Source organism: Paenibacillus sp. Pae15 (assembly GCF_024519685.1).
Lineage (GTDB): Bacteria > Bacillota > Bacilli > Paenibacillales > NBRC-103111 > Paenibacillus_G > Paenibacillus_G naphthalenovorans.
Genome location: NZ_JALJRM010000012.1, coordinates 24,871 through 51,201 on the forward strand (window position 1 = coordinate 24,871; position 26,331 = coordinate 51,201).

Annotated in this window: 24 protein-coding genes; 2 read left to right on the forward strand and 22 right to left on the reverse strand. The window is 43.4% G+C overall.

What is annotated here, in order from left to right; all coding sequences use genetic code 11:
* Positions 1 to 66: 66 nt before the first annotated feature.
* From NR121_RS12030 to NR121_RS12090, 13 genes are all read right to left on the reverse strand, one after another.
* Positions 67 to 1,041 carry a polysaccharide pyruvyl transferase family protein gene (locus tag NR121_RS12030; RefSeq protein WP_062406783.1) on the reverse strand — a complete coding sequence of 325 codons (975 nt, stop codon included), beginning with the start codon at positions 1,039 to 1,041 and terminating at the stop codon, positions 67 to 69.
* On the reverse strand, positions 1,038 to 1,871 hold the full coding sequence (locus NR121_RS12035; protein ID WP_306274484.1) for a lipopolysaccharide biosynthesis protein: 834 nt from the start codon (positions 1,869 to 1,871) through the stop codon (positions 1,038 to 1,040). Before NR121_RS12035 ends, NR121_RS12030 begins: the two co-directional genes overlap by 4 nt.
* Before the next feature lie 72 nt (positions 1,872 to 1,943).
* Positions 1,944 to 2,390, reverse strand: coding sequence for a polysaccharide biosynthesis protein (locus NR121_RS12040; RefSeq protein WP_256831247.1), 447 nt, complete (start codon positions 2,388 to 2,390; stop codon positions 1,944 to 1,946).
* A 31-nt stretch (positions 2,391 to 2,421) separates the two neighbouring features.
* Positions 2,422 to 3,759 carry a UDP-glucose dehydrogenase family protein gene (locus NR121_RS12045; protein WP_054817093.1) on the reverse strand — a complete coding sequence of 446 codons (1,338 nt, stop codon included), beginning with the start codon at positions 3,757 to 3,759 and terminating at the stop codon, positions 2,422 to 2,424.
* 68 nt (positions 3,760 to 3,827) lie between these two features.
* Positions 3,828 to 4,727: a glycosyltransferase family 2 protein gene (locus NR121_RS12050; RefSeq protein WP_062406779.1), complete on the reverse strand. Its 900-nt coding sequence runs from the start codon at positions 4,725 to 4,727 to the stop codon at positions 3,828 to 3,830.
* 60 nt (positions 4,728 to 4,787) lie between these two features.
* The gene (locus NR121_RS12055) at positions 4,788 to 5,918 is read right to left on the reverse strand and encodes a glycosyltransferase family 4 protein (RefSeq protein WP_074727308.1); all 1,131 of its coding nucleotides are present in this window, start codon (positions 5,916 to 5,918) and stop codon (positions 4,788 to 4,790) included.
* 86 nt (positions 5,919 to 6,004) lie between these two features.
* Complete coding sequence (locus NR121_RS12060) at positions 6,005 to 8,332, reverse strand: glycosyltransferase (protein ID WP_074727309.1); 2,328 nt, start codon at positions 8,330 to 8,332, stop codon at positions 6,005 to 6,007.
* A gap of 15 nt (positions 8,333 to 8,347) precedes the next feature.
* Positions 8,348 to 9,577 (reverse strand): hypothetical protein, encoded by a 1,230-nt coding sequence (locus NR121_RS12065; protein WP_062406773.1) that lies wholly within the window; start codon positions 9,575 to 9,577, stop codon positions 8,348 to 8,350.
* Positions 9,578 to 9,599: 22 nt separating this feature from the next.
* Positions 9,600 to 10,868, reverse strand: a complete 1,269-nt coding sequence (locus NR121_RS12070; protein WP_062406771.1) for a glycosyltransferase — start codon at positions 10,866 to 10,868, stop codon at positions 9,600 to 9,602.
* Positions 10,869 to 10,894: 26 nt separating this feature from the next.
* The gene (locus tag NR121_RS12075; RefSeq protein ID WP_062406769.1) at positions 10,895 to 11,584 is read right to left on the reverse strand and encodes a sugar transferase; all 690 of its coding nucleotides are present in this window, start codon (positions 11,582 to 11,584) and stop codon (positions 10,895 to 10,897) included.
* Entirely contained in the window at positions 11,581 to 12,486 is a 906-nt protein-coding gene (gene galU / locus NR121_RS12080; protein WP_062406767.1) for a UTP--glucose-1-phosphate uridylyltransferase GalU, read from the reverse strand. The genes NR121_RS12075 and galU overlap by 4 nt, the downstream gene beginning before the upstream one ends.
* Before the next feature lie 264 nt (positions 12,487 to 12,750).
* Entirely contained in the window at positions 12,751 to 13,446 is a 696-nt protein-coding gene (locus NR121_RS12085; RefSeq protein WP_054817085.1) for a CpsD/CapB family tyrosine-protein kinase, read from the reverse strand.
* The gene (locus NR121_RS12090; protein WP_054817084.1) at positions 13,430 to 14,188 is read right to left on the reverse strand and encodes a YveK family protein; all 759 of its coding nucleotides are present in this window, start codon (positions 14,186 to 14,188) and stop codon (positions 13,430 to 13,432) included. Before NR121_RS12090 ends, NR121_RS12085 begins: the two co-directional genes overlap by 17 nt.
* Positions 14,189 to 15,359: 1,171 nt before the next feature.
* Here NR121_RS12090 and NR121_RS12095 point away from each other — a divergent pair.
* Positions 15,360 to 15,734, forward strand: a complete 375-nt coding sequence (locus NR121_RS12095) for a helix-turn-helix domain-containing protein (protein ID WP_062406761.1) — start codon at positions 15,360 to 15,362, stop codon at positions 15,732 to 15,734.
* 167 nt (positions 15,735 to 15,901) lie between these two features.
* Here the strand turns inward: NR121_RS12095 and glnA are convergent, their stop codons facing one another.
* The 8 genes from glnA to NR121_RS12135 form a co-directional block, all read right to left on the reverse strand.
* Entirely contained in the window at positions 15,902 to 17,326 is a 1,425-nt protein-coding gene (glnA, locus tag NR121_RS12100; protein WP_062406759.1) for a type I glutamate--ammonia ligase, read from the reverse strand.
* Positions 17,327 to 17,577: 251 nt separating this feature from the next.
* On the reverse strand, positions 17,578 to 18,624 hold the full coding sequence (gene aroF, locus NR121_RS12105) for a 3-deoxy-7-phosphoheptulonate synthase (protein ID WP_062406757.1): 1,047 nt from the start codon (positions 18,622 to 18,624) through the stop codon (positions 17,578 to 17,580).
* Positions 18,625 to 18,773: 149 nt separating this feature from the next.
* On the reverse strand, positions 18,774 to 19,394 hold the full coding sequence (locus NR121_RS12110; RefSeq protein WP_306277258.1) for a DUF2062 domain-containing protein: 621 nt from the start codon (positions 19,392 to 19,394) through the stop codon (positions 18,774 to 18,776).
* A complete protein-coding gene (locus tag NR121_RS12115) occupies positions 19,328 to 20,275 on the reverse strand; it encodes a 4-hydroxy-3-methylbut-2-enyl diphosphate reductase (protein ID WP_062410817.1) in 948 nt (315 codons plus the stop codon). The genes NR121_RS12110 and NR121_RS12115 overlap by 67 nt, the downstream gene beginning before the upstream one ends.
* A 47-nt stretch (positions 20,276 to 20,322) precedes the next feature.
* Positions 20,323 to 21,843, reverse strand: a complete 1,521-nt coding sequence (locus NR121_RS12120; RefSeq protein WP_256831249.1) for an ATP-binding protein — start codon at positions 21,841 to 21,843, stop codon at positions 20,323 to 20,325.
* Position 21,844: 1 nt separating this feature from the next.
* The gene (locus NR121_RS12125; protein ID WP_062406752.1) at positions 21,845 to 22,537 is read right to left on the reverse strand and encodes a response regulator transcription factor; all 693 of its coding nucleotides are present in this window, start codon (positions 22,535 to 22,537) and stop codon (positions 21,845 to 21,847) included.
* 219 nt (positions 22,538 to 22,756) lie between these two features.
* The gene (locus tag NR121_RS12130; protein WP_256831250.1) at positions 22,757 to 24,316 is read right to left on the reverse strand and encodes a S1C family serine protease; all 1,560 of its coding nucleotides are present in this window, start codon (positions 24,314 to 24,316) and stop codon (positions 22,757 to 22,759) included.
* A 425-nt stretch (positions 24,317 to 24,741) separates the two neighbouring features.
* The gene (locus tag NR121_RS12135; protein ID WP_062406748.1) at positions 24,742 to 25,167 is read right to left on the reverse strand and encodes a YugN-like family protein; all 426 of its coding nucleotides are present in this window, start codon (positions 25,165 to 25,167) and stop codon (positions 24,742 to 24,744) included.
* Between the two features lie 312 nt (positions 25,168 to 25,479).
* Between NR121_RS12135 and NR121_RS12140 the strand changes: the two genes are divergently transcribed.
* Entirely contained in the window at positions 25,480 to 25,839 is a 360-nt protein-coding gene (locus NR121_RS12140; protein WP_054817081.1) for a hypothetical protein, read from the forward strand.
* 354 nt (positions 25,840 to 26,193) lie between these two features.
* On the opposite strand, the gene NR121_RS12145 is transcribed toward NR121_RS12140, so the two are convergent.
* Positions 26,194 to 26,319, reverse strand: a complete 126-nt coding sequence (locus NR121_RS12145; protein WP_256380582.1) for a hypothetical protein — start codon at positions 26,317 to 26,319, stop codon at positions 26,194 to 26,196.
* Positions 26,320 to 26,331 lie beyond the last annotated feature (12 nt).

Below are 26,331 nucleotides of genomic sequence, written 5' to 3' on the forward strand. Positions count from 1 at the left end.
AACTGGGCTTGCACAAAAAAGCTGCTTCCTTTTCTATGTCGAACAATGTCTTCGTTATGTCATGAGTCATGGAGCAACGGACTCCTGCTGCTGCATATTTATTTCTCCATCCAATTTCGCCGATGGATATTTATAGGTCCAGGTTAGATAATAGTTCGAATTCTTACCATAAGAATTATCTAACAATATATTTTCCTTATCCAAAAGACATGCTAATATATGTCCATGAAGCCTGGAAGTTCTCACTTTATGGTACGTACTAAAAAACTTGACCGATTTACTCACCAGATAATCAGCGTATTTATACCAAAACGGTTGTACGGGAAGTATATTGCCAACAGCACGATCCATTTTATGCAACTTCATAAACATTCTTGTTATTTTTCTATCGAGTGGCGTCAATAATGTTGACCAATCCTTTTGGTCATGTGTAGAACTTACATCCTTTTGATACGAATGATTGATTTCAATATCGGTTCTCAGAAAATGAAGCTCTTCCTTTTCCGCCTTGCCGGTTGGTTTCATTGGCCACAAGTGATGGGCCATATCAGGACATAAATACACGAAACACTTATGAAACTTTTTCTTTGCCATTTCATAGTTGTTTGCGTCTCTTACAAAAACATGCAAATCCTTATGCCTATTGAATATGACTGCTGTTTTATTGAATTCATTTTCGCTTTTGAAATAAATCGTTTGGGGCAGGATGACAATACGGTGCTCCGGATAATTGTCGATAATATATTCCCTTAATGACTGATGCTGTAAATACATGTCTCCAAGATTGCCTCCGCCTTGAAGTACGATTGTCCACTCCTTGGGAATATACATCCCTTTTTTAAAATTAATACAACTGAACCTTGCTTTCACCTTATATTGGTTATCCCTAAAAAACGCCTCTGTTCCTTTCATGATCAGCAGATCGCCAACGTTATTATAAACGGGGTAATCAATATAACAAATTTCTGTTTTTGGAGGGACTACCTTTAAAATTTGTTTGAGTTTTTCCTTGATCTCCTGCATAGGGTGTATGGCATTCATACAAGTCCCCTCCTCTTTAAATTAAGTACACTTTTCAAGTATTGATAATCATCTTTGTTGTATATTACTTGTTTAAGGGGAATTTTCAAAACGATGGGGAACGAAACCAACGTTATGGCCAGCCGAATCATCGCTCCGGTTAACAAAGCGATACTTATTCCAATCAAGCCCCAGATCGGAGCCAGAATAAAAAACAAGCCTACCGTTACGATTAAAGCAATGGCTTGTCTTACAACAATTAATCCTGGTCTGCCAAGTGCATTAAAAGCCTGTGCCAATATCCATGATCCTCCTCCGATCACACACTCCCAGGATAATAGATAAAATATGAAGCTGGAACTGATAAAATCTTTTCCGAGAAACAGCTGAATCAGAAAGGGCCCCAATAAAATAAAAGGAATGATAATCATGCCCATGATGATCATTGAGATCCGGAAGCCCCTGCTCACTTTGGTAACAATATCGGATTGATCCAGTCCTGTCACTTTCGGAAATATGACATTGCTGACCGCGGTTTGCAATACGTTAAATACTCGGGATAACGTAAAAGCAACAGAATACAGGCCGAATTCGCGGGGGGTAAGCAGAGTAATAATAATGATTTTGTCCAGCTGCCCTGAGAGTACTCCCAACAGTTCCAGGATAAAGACCCTAAGACCATAACGTGTAAAAGGAACAAGCAGCGAGTTGTTCCATTCCCATTCCCATTTCCATTTATCTTTGATCTCGCGAATCATTAGGTAGATCGCCCATACAGTCACTAGGAAACTAACCAGGAAGTTATTGAGAATCGCAGAGTAAACCGTAAGTTTACCTAACTGCCACAACAAAACAAGTCCTATAATATTAAACGTAGGAACGGAAAACCGAATCAGATTGTATATTTTGAACTTGTCGAGACTCTAAAAAACCGCCAATAAAAGATTGGTTACCAACAGTAAAAAAATATGAAATACAATTAAAGATTGTGATAATTCAATAATAACAGGCGGATATTTCGCCATCCAAGCCGGCATCTGCCACCAGGCGATCCCGCCTACAACAACACTTGCCGGGAATTGAATAAATACGGAGTATAACAGATAAGTTTGTATATTATCTTTGCCGCCCTTTTTCATATGGTAGATTAGTGAATTGGGCAGTCCGAGATTAATTAAACTGGATAAGAAACCCGGCCAAAATAACGCCGCCGCTAACACTCCTCTTCCTTCAACCCCCAGCATTCTTGCTGTGATTACAGTAGTTAATACTGTAACCGCCAAAATAAATACATTGAAAAACATCGTTTGAACGATGGTGCCGAACATGCCGTTCCCAAAAAATTTGGTTCTTCTTGATAGTAAGCTCATCACACACTCCACAAGAACTTAATATAATCCGTCATTTTACTCTTTCGATGAAATCTGCAATATGACTCTGATTCACGTCAGGTCTGCCGATCGAGTAATAATTCAATCCGGTCTCTTCGATGCGTTCCTTGGCATACACGTTTCTGCCGTCAATAAATACCGGCAGCTTCATCAATTTTTCTATGTTTTTCAAGTCAACTTCTTTGAACTCGTTCCATTCGGTCAACAAGCAGACGCCATGGCAATCGATGGCTGCATCTGTTATACTGTCACACCAAACAATGTTCTCATGGTTGACAACTTTTCTAAAGTTATTTATTGCGATCGGGTCATAAACTTTGATTATACAACCTTTCTTGATTAGTGTTTCAACAATTTCAATAGACGGAGCATCTCTTACATCATCGGTATTGGGTTTGAATGCTAATCCCCAAATCCCAATGGTTTTGGAAGAAAGGTTCCCCAATAGATCTTCAAGTTTATTAATGACATTGAATCTTTGATGTTTGTTTACTTCGACAACGGACTTCAACAACTTAAATTCATAATTGGCATTTCCGGCAATCTGAATTAATGCTTCCGTATCTTTAGGAAAGCATGATCCGCCGTAGCCGATCCCGGCATTTAAGAAGGATGGACCTATACGTTTATCCAGCCCCATTCCTTTGGCAACAAGTGTGACATCGGCGTTCACTTTTTCGCAAATATTTGCTATCTCATTGATAAATGAAATTTTAGTTGCGAGGAAGGCGTTGGAGGCATATTTGATCATTTCCGCGCTTCGAATATCTGTAACGATAATCTGGTCCGTGAGAGTTGAATGCAGTTCCACCGCTTTTTGTTCCGCCGGCTTGCTATCCGTTCCAATGATAATGCGATCCGGATACAAGGTGTCCTTAATGGCGGATCCTTCTCTGAGGAATTCGGGTACAGAAACGACGTCAAACGGATGTTCTGTCAATTCATATATCATTTGTGCGATCTTTTCATTGGTTCCTACAGGAACCGTACTTTTGGTCATGATGACTTTATATTCGTTGATCGCCAGCGCAATTTCTCTTGCTGCCTGCTCTATATACTGTAAATTCGCCTCACCGTTTGGCAATGATGGAGTACCGACTGCAATGATAATAATCTCCGATGCTTGCACCGATTCAGACAATTCATTAGTAAAAGACAGACGTCCGGCTTTTACGTTTTTGTCTATAAGTTCTTTCAAACCCGGTTCATAAATGGGTACCTCGCCGCGCTTCAGCATCTCTATTTTCGTTATGTCTTTATCAACACAAATCACCTTGTTTCCAAGTTCAGAAAAACAAACGCCGGAAACAAGGCCAACGTAACCTACACCTATCACACTTATATTCATATAAACACCCTCTATCCGTTTTTGTTACTCTCCCGAACTGATCATTTTCTATTTATCTCCGGTTGATCTCATCTTTTCATTACCGAAGTCAGTGTATAACGTACAACCCCTAATCTATACATTAGTTTTGCCAAAATATGGATTGTTTTCTTCTTCTCTGATAAGTTGAAAAGGATGTAAACAAGGTAAAAAACGATTCTAATGTTGGAACCAATGAAAAACTTGAGTCTTTTTAACTTTTTTTCCACCCTGATTACATCGCTTACGCCCTGCCAGTATAATCTTCTGAGAAACCACTTTTTATTGATTCGATTAGAAGCGATCGTATGATTGACAAAAGCATACGGAGTATACATAATGATGTAATCCTTCCGTATTTTACGGATCAGTTCCGATTCTTCTCCCGAAAGCAAATTATTCCCTACTCGCCCCAAATCCGTTCGAAAGCAGCCATATTTCTTGAGGACGTCTTTTCTAAACGCAACATTCGCTCCGAAAGGTATGGAATTGTGATCCATTTCAGTGACTTTATCCGAGTAGTCCAGTATGGTATACAAAGAGTAATACCTTTCAGGCAGCCAGGTTGGAACGGACTTTTCCCAAACCGGATTGATTTTCCCACCTACGCAGGCAACCTTCTCATCTTGAAAGCAATCCAAGATGTGTCGTATCCAATCCTGACAAGCAGTCGCATCATCATCCAAAAATAAAATAAACTCGCCCTTTGCCTCTGCAATAGCTCGATTTCTGGCATAAGACAAGCCTTTATTGACTTCCAGGACATACCTGACATGATGCTCTTTTTCTACAATGGGCATCACTAATTGGGCTGTATGATCCGTGGAATTATTATCGATAATGAGAATTTCGTATTCTGTATCAGGATAGGACTGTACCAGCACACTGTTTATTGTTTTTTCCAAATATTCCGCCCGGTTAAAGGTACATATGGCCACAGTTACTTTCATTTTAACAGCCTCTTATCTTATTTAGATTAAATCCAACTTTATTCCGTTGGATTCATTTCATTAGTTTAACTGTTCGATGATTTTCACTCTGTGCTTCCAAAAACATTTCTCAACAACCCATTTTTTTCCGTTTTCTCCCATTTGTTTTGCCAATGCTTCATTTGTCAGCAGTTCTTTTAACTTCACACGGATCTCTTCCGCATTCAACGGATCTACAAGAAAACCCGTGGTTTGATCCAATACCGCTTCAGGAATTCCGCCGCTGTTTCCTCCAATGACCGGCAGGCCATAATAATTGGCTTCCAGGAATACGATTCCGAATCCTTCTACATCGCCATTTTCTTTAATTTCTCTGCTTGGCATGATAAAGATATTCGAGCATAAATATAAGCCTTCAAGCTCATCATTATCCAAGGTTCCTGTAAATATCACGCTTTGGTTCAACCCATAGTCATTCGCTATTTTTTCCAATGTTTTCCTATAAGGACCGTCACCGCATATGACATACCGAATATCAGGATTATCTCTGCATATCGTCTTTAGAGCTTTTAGAACAACGTCATGGCCTTTACGTTCAACCAACCTGGAAACCGTTAATATGACTTTTTTGTTATGCAAATCATAGCGGTCTTTAATCTCTGTTAAATTATGCTTTACATCTGGTTTTTCATGGATTCCTGGTTGAACGATGACGATATTTTCATTAGAAAAACCCATCTCCTTCACTTTTTCACTCGTATACTTGCTGTTGCAAATGATTTTTTTCGAGTGTCTTAATATAAATAATAAGGATTGATATGTTCTTTTGGTGTTTTTCAAACTTAAAATGTCCAACCCGTGAGTATAGCAGTAATAATCAACATGCAATACCCATTTGGCTATAGGCCCGACAAGGCCAATGGGATAGACATTCCCAAAGTGGATTTCATCATATTTGATTTTGTACTTTAAATAAATCAAGTATATGATTAATTTGAACAGTACGAGGACATTTTTAAACTTATTGCCCTTCATTGAAGTACGAAATATTTTATATGTTTGTTCATGATCAAATTCTTTTGCCTTTTCGTGTGTGTGTGTCAGTACAAACGAATCGGCAGGATTTAAATTCGAAATGATGCCATGAACGTAATTTTGTATACCGCCGGCTTCCGGCGGGAAATCAATACTGACAAACAGCCGCTTTTTCATAATACCTCCTTTTTACTGACGAATGATGGTTAAGACGGTTGCCTCATGTCTGCAATCATCATTTGGTCATCGATTTGAATATCCTATTACATATGCTGCGACAGGAAAGCTTTCTTGGTCAGTCGATTATAGATTTGTGAAACATCTCTGGATTTATTTTTTGCATCAAAAAATTTTTTGACATTTTCATATCCTGTTGAAGATAGGCTTTCGTACTGATGCTCGCTTAAATCATAGATTTCTTTAATTTGATGTGCCAAATGATCAATATCTCCGTCCTGACAAATAAAACCTCCTTCAGTCCTTGCAATAATTTCGTGTGCTCCTCCGGAATTCGCAACGATTACCGGGGTTTTTGCAAGCAATGACTCTATGATGACTCGACCGAATGGCTCTTTATCCGAGAAATTAATCGTCACATCACATTCACCCATAGCTTTAATCGGTGTACGGGTATGACCTTTAAAATTAATGTTGTATTCAAGCCCTAATTCTGCTACCAGATCTTTCAGCTGCTGTAAATAAACATCGGACCCATCTACGGCCGTATCGCCATAAATGTTAAGCTTCCAATTGGTGATGTTGAATTTTCGGGTAAATATGGAGAGCGCCTTGATGATATAGTCATATCTTTTCCACTCAACGATTCTCCCAATTACTCCAATGACTAATATACCATCTTCTTTAAATTTTCTTTGCTTCTCTAAGCTTGCATCATTTTTTTGCTCAATTCCGTTATATACAACAGCACACTTTCTCTTTACTTTTATCGTGCTTTTTACGAAATCCGATATACAAATGACTTGATCGAAAAAATGGGGGAGCAGCCATGTATAAAATTTGGATTCCATTGCATCTCTATGATGCCAAATGGTTTTCGCTTTTGTGAAGTATTTGGCAAATAGTACATACCATGGAGCTCTCCAACCATTGGCATGAACAATATGAATGTTGTGCTTCCTGACCAAATGAATGATTGCCATATTTCGTTGAATATAAGCTGCAATGTTTTTTTTGATGCTCCCCAATTCCATATGCAGCCGTTTATGAGGAGTTTTAATTTCATCTACATATTCGGTATCCTGCGGACAAAGCAAATAAATGTTATACAGGCTTGTGTCCATATGATTGATAAGATGAATCAGACTTTGCTCGGCTCCACCCTTCTTCTTGGAATGAGTCACATACATCACATTCATCTTATGATCATGAACGGGAGAATCGAAATGATCCAGGTTAGCGGCATGCTTTTCCAATATGAGCTGATTTGAATAATGGGCTTGCACTTCCTGATATCCTAATTCCCCCATTTGCCCGGCCAGATCTTTATTGTTCAACAACTTCAATATTGTTTTCTCCATATCTGCAGAGCTGTCTGCTACTTCGAAGCTGCCTTCCTTTAAATGTATCCCCTCTGCACCGATACTTGTAGTTACGACCGGTTTTTTCATCGCCAACGCATTTAATATTTTAATTCTCATCCCGCCGCCAATTTTTAATGGAACGACGAAAACGTCTGAAGCGGCAATGTAGGGTCTTTCATCTTCGACAAAACCGGTAACATGAACATTCTTTGGATATTGCGATTCATATTTCACGATGCTTTCCGGAGGATTCTTACCGACAATATAAAATTGGATATTGGGTACTTGACGCAGCAATGATGGAAACACGTTTTCCATAAACCACGTAACCCCTTGAATATTAGGCATCCAAGCCAATGAACCTAGAAAGGTTATCGTCGGCCATTCATTTTGCCGGTAATCCAGAGGAACATATTTATTCATATCAACCCCTGCAGGCAGTAAACTTAATCTAACACGATGATTCATTTTTTCCATTAAATTCAAATCTTCCTGCGTAATCATAATGCACTCGTCAAAATCAGCACAAATACTGCTTTCGTAAGCGTTAAGCTTTGCATACTGCATCTGAAAATACAGTTTCTTAATCGGGTTTCGTTCTTCCTCTGCCACTCTTTTCATGATCAGGCTTTCCACATTATGCTGTCTCAACACCACTATCAAATGGGGATAGGTTTGTTTAATAAGCCTCCCGTAATAAGCCATATGCAGATGATCCACGTAAACAATGTCGATATTCAGCTCAGATAATAATGAAAAAACCAATTCTCTCATCTGCCGATTCACGTACTTCTCCATGTTGTAGGACAAAGGCGAGATCAGGTTTTTCATTCCACCTCCTAATGTATTGGCATAGTCAACCGGCACTCCATACACTTGCATTTCCAGCGGGAAAGTGCTTAAGTCATCTTTTTCTTTTGAGTAAAAGGTGCACACCGTGATATGATGACCATATTCCGCCAAATGCTTTAGTGTATTAAAGCTGACAATCTTCCCGCCGTCATTGGGGGGATACGGATAAAGATGTGTTAAAAATAAAATGTTTTTCATTTAATTTTAACCTCATTAAGAAGGATCTGGTCGTAATAACTTATCCGAAACGAATACAGGAGATTCTTTCTCTATTTTCAGGCTGCTGCAAACTAATGTTAAGGTATAAATTAAATATATGGTTTGAGGCTGGAGCAAGCTGCCCGAAAGAATCAAATACATAAAAAGGAATGAAAAAGAAAGTGCCTTAGATTCTACACGTGTCATCGAATAGATAATAAATATCAAAAATACGATGCCGACAATTAAACCATATTCATAAAGCAACTTTGCAATGGTGGAGAAGTTGGCTTTAAATGCCAAATCATACTCATCCACTTTGCCTATACCTATTCCCTTGATTAATAACGTAGCATCTGAACGTTTAATTTCATCGAATGCTTTGTAAGGCCCGATAAATCGTTGAAAGGCACTGGATTGCGAAGAATTAAATTCACCGTATCTACTAATGAGTGCCGAGGAGTATTCACTATTGATATACAGGAAAGAAAAAATAAATAAAACCCCAGCCATTACAAATAATTTCCATAATTTCATGCGATAAATAATAAAAGGAACACTCACGCATAAAAGCAGAATTCCTGTCCCCGAAAATGAGGAGAGTAATCCCAACAAATAGATGAATATGGATTTGATTCGTTTGAAATAGATCAGCTCGATGATGATAGCCACTGCTAAAAATTGCGAATAAAATGATGGTTCCAAAAAAAAGATACCGTTGGATTTGTAAATACTTGAGCCCCATTGAATTGGATAAGGGTTTTGATAATGCTGTTGAACGAACTGGGCCGGCAGCAAATTAAAATAATCTTGGAATTTCCAAATATGAACTGCCTGCAGTACGAATTGGATGATCCCGATCATTGCGGCAGCAAACATTAATTTTTGAAATAAGATTAATAGGTCTCTGTGGAGCTTTTCGGTTATTTCTTTTTGGATCAGTACAAAAGGCGCGTAGCAGATAAGAATGTAAATAACTGAAAAATGGGAATATTCATTTTGAAATAACAACAGGGATAACATCAATACGGTAAACAAATAAAAAAGTATGAATTTTACTTTATCTAAAACAAGTGTCTTTTGAATGATAAGTATGATTATTACTCCATAAATGACCGGAATAATCATTGGTAATTGCTTGTCTCCTAACGGAAGAGCGAATCTCTGGCCAAACACAATAAAAAACAGCAGGAAACCGTAAAGAAAATAAGTTTTTCTTAATCTTTTCGGATCTTCCGGTAACATTGTACATTTCCTTTCCTTGAACCTAACTGTGGGTTATGCATTGATTATTCAACAGTTCATCCCATCTCGATATACTTCTTGTTTTTGAGTAATATTCATCGATTAACTTGTAACCATTGTTTGTAACCTCATAATTCAATTCGACATTATTCATCAGTTTTAATATATACTCAACAAACTCTTCACTATCATCCGTTACAAATAAGCCCTTATTCTCTCCATAAAATATTCCTTCAGCTCCGATGGTAGTGGCTACAACCGGAATCCCTATCGACATGGCTTCAATGACCTTGGTTTTAATTCCTGTCCCAAATAATAACGGAGCAACAAACACAGCCGCATCTTGAATGGCTTCAAAGATGTTTTCCATTTCTCCGGTTACAATAATGTCTTTCTGTCGTGCCAATTCAGAAATTTCGGGAGCAGGAGATTTTCCTATGATATAAAATTTTGCATTGGGACTATGCATTTTTACTTTAGGCCAGATCTTGTTGTAAAAATAAAGAACAGCGGAAATGTTATGAGGAATATCCATTTTTCCGACAAAGACAATTTTATTCTTGTCAATGCTTCGCTTATCCATTCTGTTCTTCGTTTCAAACACCATCGGTATCCCCATACAAACGGGGTGTGTGGTTAGAAGCTGGAACTCCCTTGCCTCTTTTGGAGAAGTAAAAATGAGCTTATCAAATACTTTGGCAACTTCAACTTCATACTTAACTAACAAATAAGATTCAAATTTTAGCAGGAGTGATTGAAAATATTTCATGTTGAACAGCGGCCTAATGACCTTAGGCAGTTTATAGGCAAAACTACCCAATAGCGAGGGCGTATACTTGATCCATTGCAGCTGTCTTTTGTAGCGAAGTGATAAGAGATCATCGTAGCTCATAATTGTCTGTGATTCACATTGAACAATATACTCCGCAAGCCGTACCATATCGTAAAATATAAAATCCGGCTTTTCATGTTCAATAATCTTTTTGATTCTATGATGTGTAGATCTGCTGTAATAAACAGCTACTTGAATAGGCCATTTCCTTCTTATAAAGGAATGAATCACGACATTGTATATTTTCTCAAAGAAATGGGGTGGATCTAATTCAATAACCTTGGAAATAAAATCGGGCTTCTCATTTAGATGTTTTTTTTCATCTACAAAAGATAAGTTGACAATGGAGCAATCCGGGTATATTTCCTTAATTTGCTCACAATATTGAGAGAGTATATTTTTCCTCCCGTCTGTTTTAGGAAACGGGAGTCTATTCGTGATAAATAATATTTTATTCATATCATTTTCATCCTTCTGCTAATGCACTAAAATGCATGTTTTGAACCAAACAAAACAAAAATCGTTTTAAGAATGATCTTGATATCAAATAAAATCGAACGCTCCCGAATGTATTTCAAATCAAGCTCCACCATTTCCTTAAACCCGATATTGCTCCTTCCGCTCACTTGCCATAACCCGGTACAACCAGGTGTAACAAGCAATCTTTGTTTATCATAGGTCGTATATTCCTCCACTTCTCTCGGAAGGGGAGGTCTGGGTCCGACAAGACTCATTTCACCTTTCAATACATTCCATAATTGAGGCAGTTCATCGATACTTGTCTTTCTTATAAATTTTCCAACCCATGTGACTCTGGGATCATCCTTCATCTTAAACATGGCACCGCTAACTTCGTTTTGACTTAATAGGTCAGATAACATCTCTTCCGCGTTATTTACCATAGAACGAAATTTATACATAACAAATTTTTTGCCGTTTTTGCCGATTCGAACCTGCTTAAAAAACACAGGCCCTTTCCAATCATCCAATTTGATCCATATGCTTATCAGAATAAAAAGAGGTAGAAGAAGTATGAGTCCAATCGATGATAAGACGACATCCATTACTCTTTTGACAAAAAGATATAATGCCAGATCCCTGGTAATAGCATCACTTAGTTGTGCCGTCTTATGTTGACTTCTTTCTACAGCCACTTCTAAATCAGAAGAACTCATAAAACCGACTCCTTTTTACCCAACAAAAGTATTTTTCGATTTAGAATCTCCTCGAGGGCATTTAGCAATGGCATTCTTAATTCCTTATTCATTAATGCAAAATCTAAAGTGGTCAAAATAAAACCCAATTTCTCGCCAACATCGTAGCGAATGCCTTCAAAATGATAGGCATATACCTTCTGCATCGTATTCAGCTTCTGAATCGCATCCGTCAGCTGGATTTCTCCGCCTGCGCCAATCTTTTGTTCCGCCAAAATATTAAAGATTTCCGGAGTCAATATGTATCTCCCCATGATCGCAAGGTTCGATGGAGCCTTCCCCTTCGCCGGCTTCTCTACAAAATTTTTCACTTGATACAATCGCCCTTCGCGTTCCAACGGATCAATAATGCCATAACGGCTGGTTTCCTCTTGGGATACCGGCTGTACTCCAATCACAGAGCTACCGGTTTGGTTATATTGATCAATCAACTGCTCCAGGCAAGGAGGGGCCGAATGGACAATATCATCGCCCAGCAGTACAGCAAACGGTTCGTCGCCGATAAATTTCCTTGCGCACCATACCGCATGTCCTAAACCCTTGGCCTCTTTTTGACGAATATAATGAATGTCTACAATCTTCGAAGAATGCTGCACTTCTTTCAGCAGCTCCAGCTTTCCCTTCTCCAAAAGATTTTGTTCCAATTCAAAGGCGTTATCAAAATGATCCTCAATCGCTCGTTTTCCCTTGCCGGTTACAATGATAATATCTTCAATGCCTGATTGAACTGCTTCTTCAACAATGTACTGGATCGTAGGCTTATCCACGATGGGGAGCATTTCCTTTGGCATCGCCTTGGTGGCCGGCAAGAAACGGGTACCCAATCCGGCAGCAGGAATGATAGCTTTTCTTACTTTTTTCATCTCTTTTACCTCCCGAATAATAATCTATTTTTATCTAGTAATTAAGAATACAACCCATGCTGCCAATATAAAATTGCAAGCTATGTCGTTTTACATTAAGAAAACAACATAGCTTGCAGTTTTATGTATACAGGGCATCTAACCCCTCCTCACATCACACCCTCGACGATATACGTCTAAGGCGGCGCACCGCCCACAGCATGACCGAGTGCCTACAGTGATATAGGTGCAGTAGACATTACCTATAGATTCTTCTAAGCCTAGTTACTTTTTATCGTTCGGACCATAGTAGTAATAGTAAGGACTTTCGTTCTTGTTACGATCCTTGTTGTTCAGAACAACGCCTAATATCTTCGCATTCACATGGTTTAACCGGTCTATTGCTTTACGTGCCGTATCCCGCTTGACTTTTCCGCTATTGAGTACGAACACCACCCCATCGCATTTGGTAGACAGCACCTGAGCATCCGTTACCGCAAGCGTAGGCGGCGCATCGAACAGAATGATATCGAACATCTTTTTAAGTTCTTCAAGCTGCTGCTCCAACCGTTTGGAATTTAACATTTCCGCCGGATTGGGGGGGACAGGCCCGGAGCAGATCAACGACAGATTATCGATATGGGTGTCAGAGATCGCTTGCTGTAACGTGAACTGTCCTGCCAATAGATTTGACAACCCGATGCGATTTGACTTCATAAAGAAGTGATGCAGTGTCGGTTTGCGGAGATCCGCATCAACAAGGACCACTTTCTTGCCTTCCTGGGCGAATGCAACAGCCAGATTCGTAATGGTGGTTGACTTGCCTTCGGACGGTTCCGGCGATGTAACGATAATACTTCTAATATGGTTATCGATCGTTGAGAACTGGATATTCGTTCGGAGTGTCCGATACGCTTCTGAAATATACGATTTCGGATTCACATCGGTAATAATGTTGTAGTTCCTAGTTGAGGTTGGCATATGATTTTTCACCTACTTGCTGCTGGTTTAATGATTCATCTATCTTGTTGTTTTTGAATTCATCCTTATGAAATTTGTTAATCGTGACCAGTACAGGCAGCTGCAAGTAATTCTGAACATCCGCTTCTGTCTTGATCGTATCGTCCAGATATTCCAACAAAAAGATGAGACCAATAGCCGCCATTAACGAAACCACGAAAGCGATGACCAAGTTAAGTTCCGGTTGAGGCTTTACCGGCACCGGATGTTCAACCTGCTTTGCCGCATTCAGTATCATGACATTATCGACTTTCATGATTTGCGGGATTTGGCTCTTGAACACCTCCGAGACCGCATTGACGATCATCACCGCTTTCGCATGCGAATAATCCTCTGCACTGACTGTGATCACCTGCGTATCATTGACGGAGCTTACCTTGATCTTATTGATCAGCTGCTCCGTGGTCATTTCCAGTTCCGGATAATCGGCTGCTACATAATCCAAAATAGCCGGTGTCTTCATGATTTCCTTGTAAGTGTTCACAAGCATGATATTGGATCGGACAAGATCGGTCGTTAACGTGTCAAGCCCGCTGATTTCATTCGATTTATTGACGATCAGCTTGGTGCTGGCCGAATATACGGGCTTCAAATAATAGTAACTGACAATGCCGGTTGTAATGCAGGATACAAGCACAATAACGACTAACATCCAGATCCGTTTTTTGATGATATTAAAATATTCCTTGAGTTCTAATTCCATGTATACTCTCCGCATCCATTAGATTTTTGACTAACCTGTGTGTAATGTTACATTTTGTATCTAAATGTTTACGTCATTATTTCCCTCCTCTTTGAAACTGTTCTTACATAAGAACATACATTACCATCAACACGATACTAAACGTATCTTATAACGTACAGCACACATCAAATTTACGATACTTTATGTATCATGTCAATTCATATTTTCATTTTTCTGGTACCCTGAATTCCGGAGAGCCATCATGTTAGATGAGGATCGTGATGCATTCTGAACATTGAAGAGAGCATGGGAATACTTGCCGTTGCCCAAATGAAGCTGTGACAAGACTTTATTGACATCCAATTGAATTTTGGTGTGGCTGGATTCTTGATTTCTCACATTGAACTCTCCCTTTGATCATCCGATTTTTGGAATTCTCAACTGGAATTCTCTAGTATTTCTTGAATTTGTATATTATCACTTTATGATACATTATGTATCTTGTCAAACGATTATAATGCCGATTCATGTCGAAATGAAACTCAATACACACAAAAACAGGAGGATTTTCCTAAAGATTCGTTTATATGAGAAAGTGGTCACATAGATTATTTAAAAAGAAGGAACTATACTTGAGAGAAGATCATACTTCATCCTGCCGTCTCTCATGGATCCTCCCAGTATCAGGATAAAATACCGGTGACATGAAAAATGAGACGGCCATCGAATTGTCCATTAGATTTATCGCTTCAGTCCGATCCAGATGGAAATGTTCTCCGGCCCAGTTAAAATGCGGCTTTGGACGACGAATGCTTTCGGTTTTGTATGCTAAACTCCGGCAGCCGGATCCTTTATCTAATGTATATTCCATTCATATTTCGGACTGCTCATTAAAATTGCTTGTTAGGCCGGCCAAGGAAGTCCCGGACTCTGCTTATACGGCTGAAACATGACATCAACAGATTAATTTATCAGACATCTTCCCTTAGCAAATGATTTTAGGTAGAATGGATTAAGATAATTACTTTTGACACATAATGTAATAATAATGTGTTCAGAACTAAATTCCATATCTTTATTATTGTCAAGTGATTTTCATCATTTTTTCTTGTGAATTCGTGGTATAATATAATGTAGCGTTTTTTTATTATTGATAGATCAATACAGTTTTAAACGGGGGTTAGGTTACATGAAGTATGGGGAGCGCATTGCTTCACTCAGAGAAAAACACGCAATGACGCAAGAGGAATTATCTGCAAAACTTGGTATCACTCGCGCTTCTCTATCCCACTATGAAAACAACAGAAGAGCGCCGGACTATGACACGATCACGAAAATTGCCGGCTTCTTCAACGTATCTATTGATTATTTGCTTGGAAGAACCGATGATCCTCATATAGTGCTTGACGATGAAGTCAGAAAATTCGTGGACAGCCTGGAATTATCCGACGACAACATTTTAGAAAAATTCTCACTGACCATTGACGGTAAAAAACTCACCCCGGAAGAGGCCAAAAGATTTATCGCTTTTGTCCGTGCTGAACGTTCCATCAATAATAACTAATCGACATCAATCCATACGATACATTACGTCAAAATATGCTCTTGTACAGAAAAAATGATTTCTTCTGTACAAGAGCTTTTATTTTATCCGCTGAAAAAATAAAAAGGACTGCCCCTAAGTCAAAATGGCTTAAGGGTAGTCCTGATATGAAGGAATAAGACCGGATCTTACAGATCGAAATACAGGGAGTACTCGTGCGGATGAATGCGAATGGATACGGCTTTCGCTTCTTCGCGCTTCAGAGCAATGTAGTTGTCGATAAATTCTTTCGTGAATACGCCGCCTTCAGTCAGAAACTCGTAATCTGCTTCCAATGCATTGAGCGCTTCGTCAAGCGTACCCGGAACGCTGCGGATTTCCGCTTTTTCTTCAGCGGACAGATCGTAGATGTTCTTGTCGAGCGGACCGTAGCCAAGTGCACGAGGGTCGATTTTCTTAGCGATACCGTCAAGACCGGCAAGCAGCATAGCAGCGAACGCCAGGTACGGGTTAGCTGTGGAATCCGGAGTACGGAATTCGATACGGCAGCCTTTTGGTGTTACGGCAGCTACAGGAATACGAATAGCCGCAGAACGGTTGCCTTTGGAGAATACCAGGTTTACAGGCGCTTCATAGCCGGGGACCAGACGCTTGAAGGAGTTCGTGCTCGGGTTCGTTATAGCGATCAGAGCCGGAGCATGATACAGGATACCGCCGATGTAATGAAGAGCCGTTTCGCTCAGGTTGGCGTAGCCGCCTTTTTCATAGAACAAAGGAGTATCGCCGTTAAAGATCGATTGGTGAACGTGCATGCCGCTGCCGTTATCGCCAAACAGAGGCTTCGGCATGAAGGTTGCCACTTTGCCGTATTGTCTTGCTGTATTTTGAACGATGTATTTATATTTCAAAAGGTTGTCAGCTGTTTTGGTCAATGTGTCAAAACGGAAGTTGATCTCGCCTTGGCCCGCCGTAGCCACTTCGTGGTGATGGCGCTCGATGCGCAGGCCTGCTTCTTGAAGCAAACGGCACATTTCGCTGCGGAGATCCTGCTGGGTGTCCGTTGGTGCTACTGGAACATAACCGCCTTTGTGCTTCACTTTAAAGCCCAGGTTGCCGCCTTCATCTTTACGGTTGGAGTTCCAATGCGCTTCTTCGGAATCTACAAAATAAGAAGAGGAATTTTGGCCGCTCTCGTAACGAACTTCGTCAAAAATGAAAAACTCGGACTCAGGCGCAAAGTATGCTGCAGTGCCTACGCCGACTTTTTGCAGATACTCTTCCGCTTTTTGAGCGATGCTGCGAGGGTCGCGCTCATAACGTTCGCCGTCCGGTGTAAAGATATTACACATAATCACCAGCGTCGGGTGAGCTGTGAAAGGATCAACGAACGAAGATTCCGAATCCGGCATCATGACCATGTCGGACTCTTCAATTCCTCTGAAGCCAGGGATGGAGGAACCGTCAAAAGCAACGCCGTTCTCAAAAGTCGCTTCATCCACCTCGGTAGCCGGCAAAGAAATATGGTGCGCTCTGCCGCTCAAATCGACAAAACGGAAATCGACCCACTCAATACCTTTTTCTTTAATCGTGTTTAATACGTTTTGAACTGACATAGTCTCGCTTACCTCCTAAATTCCGAACATTATTGGCCGTTTGTTCGTGCATTGTTCAAGTTTTTGATGATCATGTGCTAATTATAAAACCATTCTACAAGAATCGTCAATACTTATGTCAGGTATTTTTTGCGGAAGTGTTAGGTATGCTTACACACAACACATTTTTTTCACATTTCAGCCATAAAAATGGCTTGACTTTCCTGAGCTCCAGGAAAGCCAAGCCTTTTCTGCATTCTAAAGCCGTATATTCAAGAGAGCGGAACAAGCTCTTTTTTCGTATCGAAACGTTTGCCGCACAGTGGGGCCAGCTTCTCCAAATCGAGCATCAGCCTTGCGAATTGATCCGGGAACAACGATTGAACCCCGTCTCCCGTCATGGAGTTATCCGGATCCGTATGCATTTCTACGATCAAGCCGTCGGCACCGGCCGCCACAGAAGCCTTGCTCATCGGCTCTACCAGCTCGCGGCGTCCGGTTCCATGACTCGGGTCCGATATCACCGGCAGATGACTAAGCGACTGAAGGGCAGGAATCGCCGCTAAGTCCAGTGTATTGCGCGTGTAGGGCTCGAACGTCCGGATTCCCCGTTCGCACAGCATAACGTTCGGGTTTCCTCCTGCCAGGATATACTCCGCCGCGTTTAAAAATTCGTCATAGGTGGCGCTGAAACCCCGTTTGAGCAGAACCGGCGTTTGAATCGTGCCCAGCTTGCGCAGCAAATCGAAATTTTGCATATTTCGCGTGCCAACCTGCAGGATATCGGCGTATTCCGCACATACGTCCACATACTCCGGCGTCATCACTTCGGTGATCGTCAGCAGGCCGTGCTTTTTCCCCGCTTCTGCCATCATAACCAACCCTTCGACGCCTATGCCCTGGAAGCTGTACGGCCCGGTTCTCGGTTTGAACGCTCCGCCGCGCAGCACCTGCGCTCCGGACGCCTTCACCAAGCGTGCAATCTCATCGATCTGCTCCGGAGATTCCACGGCGCATGGACCGCCCATGACGACCAGCTGATCTCCTCCGATCTCAACATCCTTGATTTTAATCACGGTGTTGTCCGGGTGAAAATCACGGCTTGCCAGCTTGTATGACTTTGATATTTTTACAACCTGTTCGACTCCCGAAAGCTGGCGCAGCTGCTCAGCCAGTACAGGACTGGCTTTACCGATGATCCCGATGACCGTGCGGTCGACCCCTTTGGACACATGCGTCTTCACATCATGCTTCTCAATATGCCGAACAATTTCGTGAATACGTTCTTCCGGCGTTTTATTTGAAATAATCACGATCATGACCAATGCACGCTCCCCATAAATATGTATTCTATACTTAAACGCTTCGACGCTTATACGCTTTTAAGCTTTTAACTGTTAAAGTAAATATACAACGGAGAGCGGCACTCCGTCAATACTTTTCTTATCATGCCGGAACCCATTCGAATTTATCCTTCGGCTTCGGAAGACAACAGCTGCTCTTTGCGCCTTCTGCGCTTTTCCTTCCGTTTTCCGTCAACCCATTCGAGCATCCATTTGACCGGATAGAAAACAAGCAGCCCCAGCACGGCGCCGTTAATGATTCCCCCGACCAACAGCTTCATATTTAATCGGAGAAACGTATTAAGCCATTCCGGCAGGATCGACTGCAAATGCATCGTGACGCCGTGAGGCAGCACTAATGCTCCAACCTGTTTGTTAATAAAAGACATGGGGAGATAGATAACCTTGCCGAACACAAAGCCGATCAAAGCTGCCCCCATGCTCGCCCGCAGTGAATACACCAAAGGGAAGATCAGGAAAAAGGCAAGCCCTGCCGTCGGGAGCGTGAACATCTCAACCGCCAAGCCGATGGAAAAGCCGAGTGCCACCATGACAGGACCCCCTTTGGCCCTTGTCAGCAGCAAATATTGATATTTAAACCAGCGACCGATGCCGTAGACATTGAATGTTTTTTTCTTTCTCGCCGTTTTATTCATCTGCCGCCGTCCTTTACCATGACTTAGACCGTCTTTTGCTTGGGCGCCGGAATCAATCTGGCCATATTGACCGTCCGCCGAATTTCCCATGTCTGCGGATCTTTTGGATTATACTGCTCGAGATAAGTAATGACCTCTTTGGTAATCGGCGTCGGAGTGGAAGCACCGGAAGTCACAGCCACACGGCGGACCGGCTCAAGCCATTCGCGCTTCAATTCGCTCACATCGGCGATGCGGTATGCTTTGACTCCGGCGATCTCCTCCGATACCTGAGCCAGCCTGTTCGAGTTATTGCTGCGCGGGTCGCCGACCACAATAACCAGATCGGCATCCTTGGCCTGCTCAGCTACGGCCTCCTGCCGTACCTGGGTCGCCAGGCAAATTTCGTTATGAATCTCGGCATGAGGAAACTTCTCCAGCAGCCGGTTCATAATATGCCTGATATCCCATTGACTCATCGTCGTTTGGTTGGTGATGATGATTTTGTCCGAATGGATCTGAAGCTTTTCAATTTCTTCAGGCTTTTCGATCAAATGCACACGGTCCGGCGCTACACCGATGGCGCCTTCCGGCTCGGGATGGCCTTTTTTGCCGATATAGATGATCTGATAGCCTTCAGCGCTCTTTTCCCGAATGAGATTATGCGTCTTCGTCACATCAGGACAAGAGGCATCCACCACCGTCAGGCCTTTCTCTCTCGCCCTGCGGCGAACCTCCGGAGAAACTCCGTGGGCGGTAAAAATGACCGTCCCCTTGTCTATTGTTTCAAGAATCTCAAGACGGTTCGGCCCGTCGAGCGTGATGACCCCTTCTTTTTCGAAAAATTCCGTTACGTGCGCATTGTGTACAATCATGCCTAATATATATACAGGCCGCGGCAAATCCAAATTTTTAGCCGTCTGCATGGCGAGCGCCATGGCATCGACGACTCCGTAGCAATAGCCTCGGGGGGAAATTTTGATAACGTCCATCATAGCACCTGCCTGTTTGTCGAATTTTCGATACTTGCTTATGTCCATTATACTTCATTCCCGGACGGGAGGGAATGATCCGATGATGGAGACGTTCCCTCGGCGACGATCGGGAGCCAAATGACAAAGGTCGTTCCTTCGTCCTTACGGGTCTTCACTTCCACCGAACCGCCGTGCTCGTCGATAATCCATTTGGCGATAGACAGCCCCAGGCCCGTCCCCGATTTTTTGCCGCGCGACGGGTCAGCCCGGTAAAACCGCTCGAAAATATGCGGTACTTCTTCCTTGTCCATCCCGATTCCCGTATCTGCTATGCGGATTCCAATCTGGTCTTTATGACGCTGCGCATCCAACCTGACACTGCCTTGCTCCGTATATTTGAAAGCATTTTCCACAAAAATAAACATCAACTGCTGCAAATAATCCGGACTGCCGTAAACGTATACGCCTTCCCCGGCAGACAGATCCCCGACGACAAAATCAGCGGTACGCGGCAGCATTTGCGCTTTACGTGCAACCTCATCCAACAGCGTCTTCATCTCGACATGCGTTTTGCTTATTTGAAACCCGGCGTCCGCACGGGCAAGCGACAACAGGTCACCTACGAGCCGCGACATCCGCTCCGCCTCACCCGATATATCCTTCATGGCTTCGATGGAAAGCTCCAGCCGCTGACCATCCTGCTCCCCTATTTGCAGAGCCGTTTGCTTCCACATTTTCTCCAGCAGCTCTACATTGCCGCGGATCGTCGTCAGCGGTGTCCGCAGCTCATGGGAAGCGTCCGATACGAACCGCCGCTGCGCTCTGTAAGCCTCCTCCAGCTCTTCATATGCGCTTTGCAGTCTGGAGAGCATGCCGTTGATCGTTTGGGTGAGCACGCCGATCTCATCGTTGGGTCCGTGATACTCAATCCTTTTCTGGAGGTCGGCTCCTTTTTGGATCTGATTGGTGGCTTCAATAACCCGCTCGATCGGCCGCAGCGCTTTGCGCGCAAGGAACCAGCCGACCGAAGAGGCAAGCACTATACTGAGCAAAGCCGTAACCGTAAGAATCAGACGAAGCGTGGCCAGCAGCTGTTCATAAGGCTCAATGTAGGTCCCTGCCTGCATCATCCCGATGGCCTCTCCCCGCTGGGATATGATCGGCGTGTAGTAGACCAGAAAGTCCAATCCGTCAATTTTTATTTTCTCGAACCGGCAGTCTCCATCCAGAACACAGGAAATTTGCTTTGCCGGTATATCTGGAAAATGAAGACCGGCCTCCTCTACATTCGGAGAATAATATTTGCTTCCGTTCTGCAGGTTAACAACCTGAAAATACATGTTATTGTAGCGGAGCAAATCGCGTCCTGACCCGGAGTAGCGGAATTCCAAAGTCAATCCCTTTTCCGACAAGGAAAACTGCGGTACAATCCGCGTTCTGACGCTTTCGGCCTGCTGCTGCAGCTGGGATTGAAGGCTGTCGTAATAGATATAATGCAAAAATAAATACAACCCCATCCCGAGCAGCAGCAGCGTTGCGGATAATATGCCCGTATACCACAGCGTCAGGCGCATACGAACGGACATGTCAGTCCTCTCCTCTCAGCACGTAACCCGCGCCGCGAACGGTCTGGATGATCCGCTTGTGCCCATGCTCCTCCGTTTTTTGCCGCAGAAGGGCGATATACACCTCAAGCACATTCGATTCCCCGCTGTAATCGTATCCCCAGATTTTTTCCATGATCACGTCGCGTGAAAGCACTCTTCTCGGATTTTGCAAAAACAAATGCAGCAGTTCAAACTCTTTGGTCGTCAGCTCAATCCTCTGCCCTCCCCGGAATACTTCACGGGTATCCAAATCCATAAACACGTCCTGATAATGAATTTTGTTGGTTTCCGGCTCGGTTTTGGCCGCCGCTTTACGCCGCAGCAGCACACGTACCCTTGCCAGCAGCTCTTCCAGCGCAAACGGTTTGACCAGATAATCGTCCGCCCCCAGATCAAGCCCTTTAACCCGGTCTGCAACCTCGTCCTTTGCGGTGAGCATCAGCACCGGCACATCCGAGCCGCCCTCCCGTATGCGGCGCACAACCTCCCAGCCGTCCAATTGCGGCATCATGACGTCCAGAATGACCGTGTCCGGATCGTTCTCCAATATTTGCTTCAGACCGTCCATGCCATGATTCGCCGTCAGCACCGTGTACCCCTCAAACGCAAGGCTTCTGCGCAGCATCGATGTGATTTTTTCATCGTCGTCAATGACTAATATTTTCTCTCTCATATCCCCTTCGCACCATCCTCAACATTTATTGCAAAACAATGACTCGTCGCTTCAAGATGTCCAACCTTCACGTGTGCGCAGCAGAACTCGCCCTCGAAGGCAGGAAAGTTCTTCATCGGTCGCTTTCTTACATCTTAACAAATTGACGGATCTCGAGAAACTCCACCGGGGCAAAAAAAAGCAGAGCATCCGAAATGGTCCGCTCTGCTTGTAATCCCATTATTGCTGCTTCTGTGCGTTCCGGTCGCCGATGGTGACTTCAATGTTTATTTTCTGTCCGTCACGCATCACGCCGATGGTAGCTTTGTCGCCAACCTTTAATTTTTGAATAGCGCTGACCGCCTCCGCCGATGTTTTCACTTTGGCTCCGTTCACTTCCACAATGACGTCATAAGGACGAATGCCTGCTGTAAAAGCGGGGCTTCTCCGCTCAACATCGGAAACGATCGCACCATCGGTATTCGGAAGCTTGAGATCGGCAACCCAGTCCTTGTGTACGTCACCCAGCCTTACCCCGATATAAGGAGCCGGTTCTTTGGGAATTTCCACGTTATTCTTCAGGTTATCCAGTACCGCATTAATCGTGCTCGTCGGGATGGCGAAGCCGATACCCTGCGCCTGGGAGCTGACCGCCGTATTGATGCCGACGACTTCACCGTTCAGATTCAGCAGCGGGCCGCCGGAGTTGCCGGGGTTGATCGATGCGTCGGTTTGAAGCAAATGCTTGTATTCGCGTGTTCCGTTAGTGTCCGGAATGCTGATCGGACGTTCCTTCGCACTGAGCACGCCCACCGTTACCGTATGGTCAAAGCCGTACGGGTTGCCGATCGCCACTACCCAGTCGCCGACGTTCAGGTTATCCGCATTGCCCAGCGGCAGCGTCGGGAAGTCTTTATCGCCTTTAATTTTCAGAGCGGCCAGGTCAAGATCGTAGCTGTTGCCGAGAAGCTCGGCTTTGAACGGCTTTTCATAGCCTTGCACGTAAACCCAAATTTCATCCGCGCCGTCAATGACATGCTCATTGGTCAGAATATATCCGGACTTTTCAAAAATGAAACCGGTCCCCATGCCTCCGGGCTGCAGCTGATCGCTGTCCGGCTGCTGGCCGCCGTTATCACCAAAAAATTGACGGAAGAACGGATCGTCGAAAAACGGATTGCCGGTGCGGCTCGAGGCTTTAGGTTTCACCTTGGTTTCGATCTTTACCACCGCCGGACTGGCTTGTTGAACGATGCTCGACACACTGTTCGGGCGGCTGATATCCAGAGCGGAAGGCTGTACGCCACCGTTATTGGAGGATGCTGCCGGAATCGAACCGTTCGATCCTCCACTGTTCATCACCCCTTCAGCACCCGTAAACAGGTTCATTTTGTCGGAGGCGAACATCAGCGAACCGACCACAACGACCCCCGCCATGAACGAGGCAAAAATAGTGCGGAAGCTGCCGGAGCGTTTCGGCTTTCCGACCTGCCAGTTTCCCATGCCGCCGTTCGTTATATTCGGCTCCTCAGGTGAATGAAAGCTGTAAGTCCGCAAGGGCTTCGGCGGGGTGACCTCCACCGGAGGAGAACCGGCATTCTCTCTTGCCGCCGCACTCTCGCCGGGCTTAAACGGTCCGTAAGAAAAGTAATGAGATGAATGGCGCTCAATATCTGCAGCTTTTTCCTCTTTCATCTCCTGCTTATCGTCAATCTCTTGCTCCTTATGATGAGAGGAACCGTCATTCGCACGACCAAAGAAGTCATATAACGGATTGCCATTTTTATTGTTGTTATCCATAAGACCAAACCTCCATCTTATTCAGGTTTCAATAGGATTGTTTAGCTCTCTGTTCTTGTATTCCATATTGCACCCGCGACATTAAAGAAACCTTAATAAAAAATAAAATGGAGTTAAAATCGAATATTGTCGCAAATCCTCCAAAATAAGGGGCTTATATCCGCGCAATTAAGCGGGTCCGTCACTAGTTCGCCATCAGGTGAACACGCTCGGACAGACGCGGGGAATTCCTCCTCAGTTGCTCCCAAGCACGCACCGCTCCAACTGAAAGCGTATCCGTCCCCAGGCTGCTGAAAGCCAGGCAGGGAAGGACAAATCGCGAGCACACGCTCAGCCTTCCCGGTATACTCGCCGCAACCGCTCCCCCGACAGCTTTCGTCGTCCAGGGGACGAAACTCCTGGGGTCCCCCTTAGGTAAGGGGGATTTAGGGGGATGTGTCACCACTCCACCCCTGCTCCACTTCCTTCAGCAGCGACTTCGCCTGCGCAACCCACTTGTCCTCCACCGGGGCATCCTTATCGAGCGGTTCCTGAAACTGATCGATCAAAGCGCCGGATACTCGCACCTGGGCTTCTTCGTCCAGCCCTTCATTATACACATGCTTCAACACAAACGGAGTACCGATTTGAACGACCGCATCCGTGGAGTCCGCATCCCCGTCCAGAACACCGTGAGTGACTTGAAAAGGAATCCGAAGCCAGACCTTGCGGCCTTCATCCAAATAACGATCAAAGCTGCCGTGCTCATAATCCCAATTTCCGCCCAAAACAAACTCATGCTCATGCAAATATTGCCGTACCTGATCAAAATTTTCTTCGCGGTTCAACAATGACGAATCCAGGGGAATCATCCGTATCTCCTCCAACCGTTAGCAGTGTTATGGTCTATTCATAGAATGGACTACATATGGGAAAATTATGCCCATATGTATTTTCTACTCAAAATACCATGCACATGTTTGATTGGGGATCACGATGAACTCCGCATTTACCGTACGAATGAAAAACCTCATTGGACCATTGTCCTTATTGATACGGTCTGCCTGCCGATGTATACATCATTTTTTTCTCAAACAAGACCAATTGTATAAACCATTTTATTTTTTTTTCAATACAATAAATTAAGCTGCTTTACATTTTTTTAAAGACGGGGGTAATTAACCGTGAATAGTGATAAAAGCAAAATGAATAATATCAGTTTGCTTGGCTCGGGTGCAAGACGAATTGTATATGATCTGGGTAACGGTTACGTTTTAAAAGTTGCTAAATCCAAATATGGGATCAAAAGCAACAAAAGAGAAGTAAATACTTATCGTTCATCTCCTTCTCCATTAAGAAAACGCCTTGCCGAAATTATCGATTATGGGAATCATTACCGTTGGTTGATCATGAAAAAGCATACTAGGAAATTCCCGAATTCTTCAAAACATAAACGGAATCTTTACAAACTAAGAATCATGTTTAAGTCCAATGGTATCAGAGCTTATGAGGTTCTCACCCGCCGGGGCAAACCCAATTTATGAAAACTTGCGTGTAAACAGAAATGGAAAAATTGTTGTGATTGATTATGGAAATTTTAAATTTCACCGGTAAAATGCCAACCGTTGTTTTTTCCAGAAGCGTTCCCTACACTTTGATCTGTATCCTCATTTCCGCATTGGGATAATCGGCTTCTTTATAAAGCTTAATGACCTTTTCCGAATCATACCCGACCCGTTCGATCGATGTTCTCAGATGGCCTTCATAAAACGGTCCGGCGTCGCATAAAATCCGTAAATTACGCTTCCGTTCACCTCACATTCAATTTGGGTGGGCAGACCTGCCAACAAAAATGGAGTGTCAAACCGGTTGCCCGTTGCACTCCATTTTATAGAGCATTATCTTTTGGCGCTTTGAGCCGCACCCTCGCTCGGATTATTCTGGGCCGGCCGCTTTACATTATTTTCAACGACTTCTTCGGAAAATTCCGAGTCGTTTTTCTTTCTGTTTTTGTTTTTAGCCATGGTCTCACCTCC

What these genes read in the sequence shown, in the direction of transcription:
- NR121_RS12030 (WP_062406783.1), bottom strand. Translation starts at nt 1,041, where the DNA reads ATGAATGCCATACACCCTATGCAGGAGATCAAGGAAAAACTCAAACAA.
- NR121_RS12040 (WP_256831247.1), bottom strand. Translation starts at nt 2,390, where the DNA reads ATGAGCTTACTATCAAGAAGAACCAAATTTTTTGGGAACGGCATGTTC.
- NR121_RS12045 (WP_054817093.1), bottom strand. Translation starts at nt 3,759, where the DNA reads ATGAATATAAGTGTGATAGGTGTAGGTTACGTTGGCCTTGTTTCCGGC.
- NR121_RS12050 (WP_062406779.1), bottom strand. Translation starts at nt 4,727, where the DNA reads ATGAAAGTAACTGTGGCCATATGTACCTTTAACCGGGCGGAATATTTG.
- NR121_RS12055 (WP_074727308.1), bottom strand. Translation starts at nt 5,918, where the DNA reads ATGAAAAAGCGGCTGTTTGTCAGTATTGATTTCCCGCCGGAAGCCGGC.
- NR121_RS12060 (WP_074727309.1), bottom strand. Translation starts at nt 8,332, where the DNA reads ATGAAAAACATTTTATTTTTAACACATCTTTATCCGTATCCCCCCAAT.
- NR121_RS12065 (WP_062406773.1), bottom strand. Translation starts at nt 9,577, where the DNA reads ATGTTACCGGAAGATCCGAAAAGATTAAGAAAAACTTATTTTCTTTAC.
- NR121_RS12070 (WP_062406771.1), bottom strand. Translation starts at nt 10,868, where the DNA reads ATGAATAAAATATTATTTATCACGAATAGACTCCCGTTTCCTAAAACA.
- NR121_RS12075 (WP_062406769.1), bottom strand. Translation starts at nt 11,584, where the DNA reads ATGAGTTCTTCTGATTTAGAAGTGGCTGTAGAAAGAAGTCAACATAAG.
- galU (WP_062406767.1), bottom strand. Translation starts at nt 12,486, where the DNA reads ATGAAAAAAGTAAGAAAAGCTATCATTCCTGCTGCCGGATTGGGTACC.
- NR121_RS12085 (WP_054817085.1), bottom strand. Translation starts at nt 13,446, where the DNA reads ATGCCAACCTCAACTAGGAACTACAACATTATTACCGATGTGAATCCG.
- NR121_RS12090 (WP_054817084.1), bottom strand. Translation starts at nt 14,188, where the DNA reads ATGGAATTAGAACTCAAGGAATATTTTAATATCATCAAAAAACGGATC.
- NR121_RS12095 (WP_062406761.1), top strand. Translation starts at nt 15,360, where the DNA reads ATGAAGTATGGGGAGCGCATTGCTTCACTCAGAGAAAAACACGCAATG.
- glnA (WP_062406759.1), bottom strand. Translation starts at nt 17,326, where the DNA reads ATGTCAGTTCAAAACGTATTAAACACGATTAAAGAAAAAGGTATTGAG.
- aroF (WP_062406757.1), bottom strand. Translation starts at nt 18,624, where the DNA reads ATGATCGTGATTATTTCAAATAAAACGCCGGAAGAACGTATTCACGAA.
- NR121_RS12110 (WP_306277258.1), bottom strand. Translation starts at nt 19,394, where the DNA reads ATGGGAAATTCGGCGGACGGTCAATATGGCCAGATTGATTCCGGCGCC.
- NR121_RS12115 (WP_062410817.1), bottom strand. Translation starts at nt 20,275, where the DNA reads ATGGACGTTATCAAAATTTCCCCCCGAGGCTATTGCTACGGAGTCGTC.
- NR121_RS12120 (WP_256831249.1), bottom strand. Translation starts at nt 21,843, where the DNA reads ATGTCCGTTCGTATGCGCCTGACGCTGTGGTATACGGGCATATTATCC.
- NR121_RS12125 (WP_062406752.1), bottom strand. Translation starts at nt 22,537, where the DNA reads ATGAGAGAGAAAATATTAGTCATTGACGACGATGAAAAAATCACATCG.
- NR121_RS12130 (WP_256831250.1), bottom strand. Translation starts at nt 24,316, where the DNA reads ATGGATAACAACAATAAAAATGGCAATCCGTTATATGACTTCTTTGGT.
- NR121_RS12135 (WP_062406748.1), bottom strand. Translation starts at nt 25,167, where the DNA reads ATGATTCCCCTGGATTCGTCATTGTTGAACCGCGAAGAAAATTTTGAT.
- NR121_RS12145 (WP_256380582.1), bottom strand. Translation starts at nt 26,319, where the DNA reads ATGGCTAAAAACAAAAACAGAAAGAAAAACGACTCGGAATTTTCCGAA.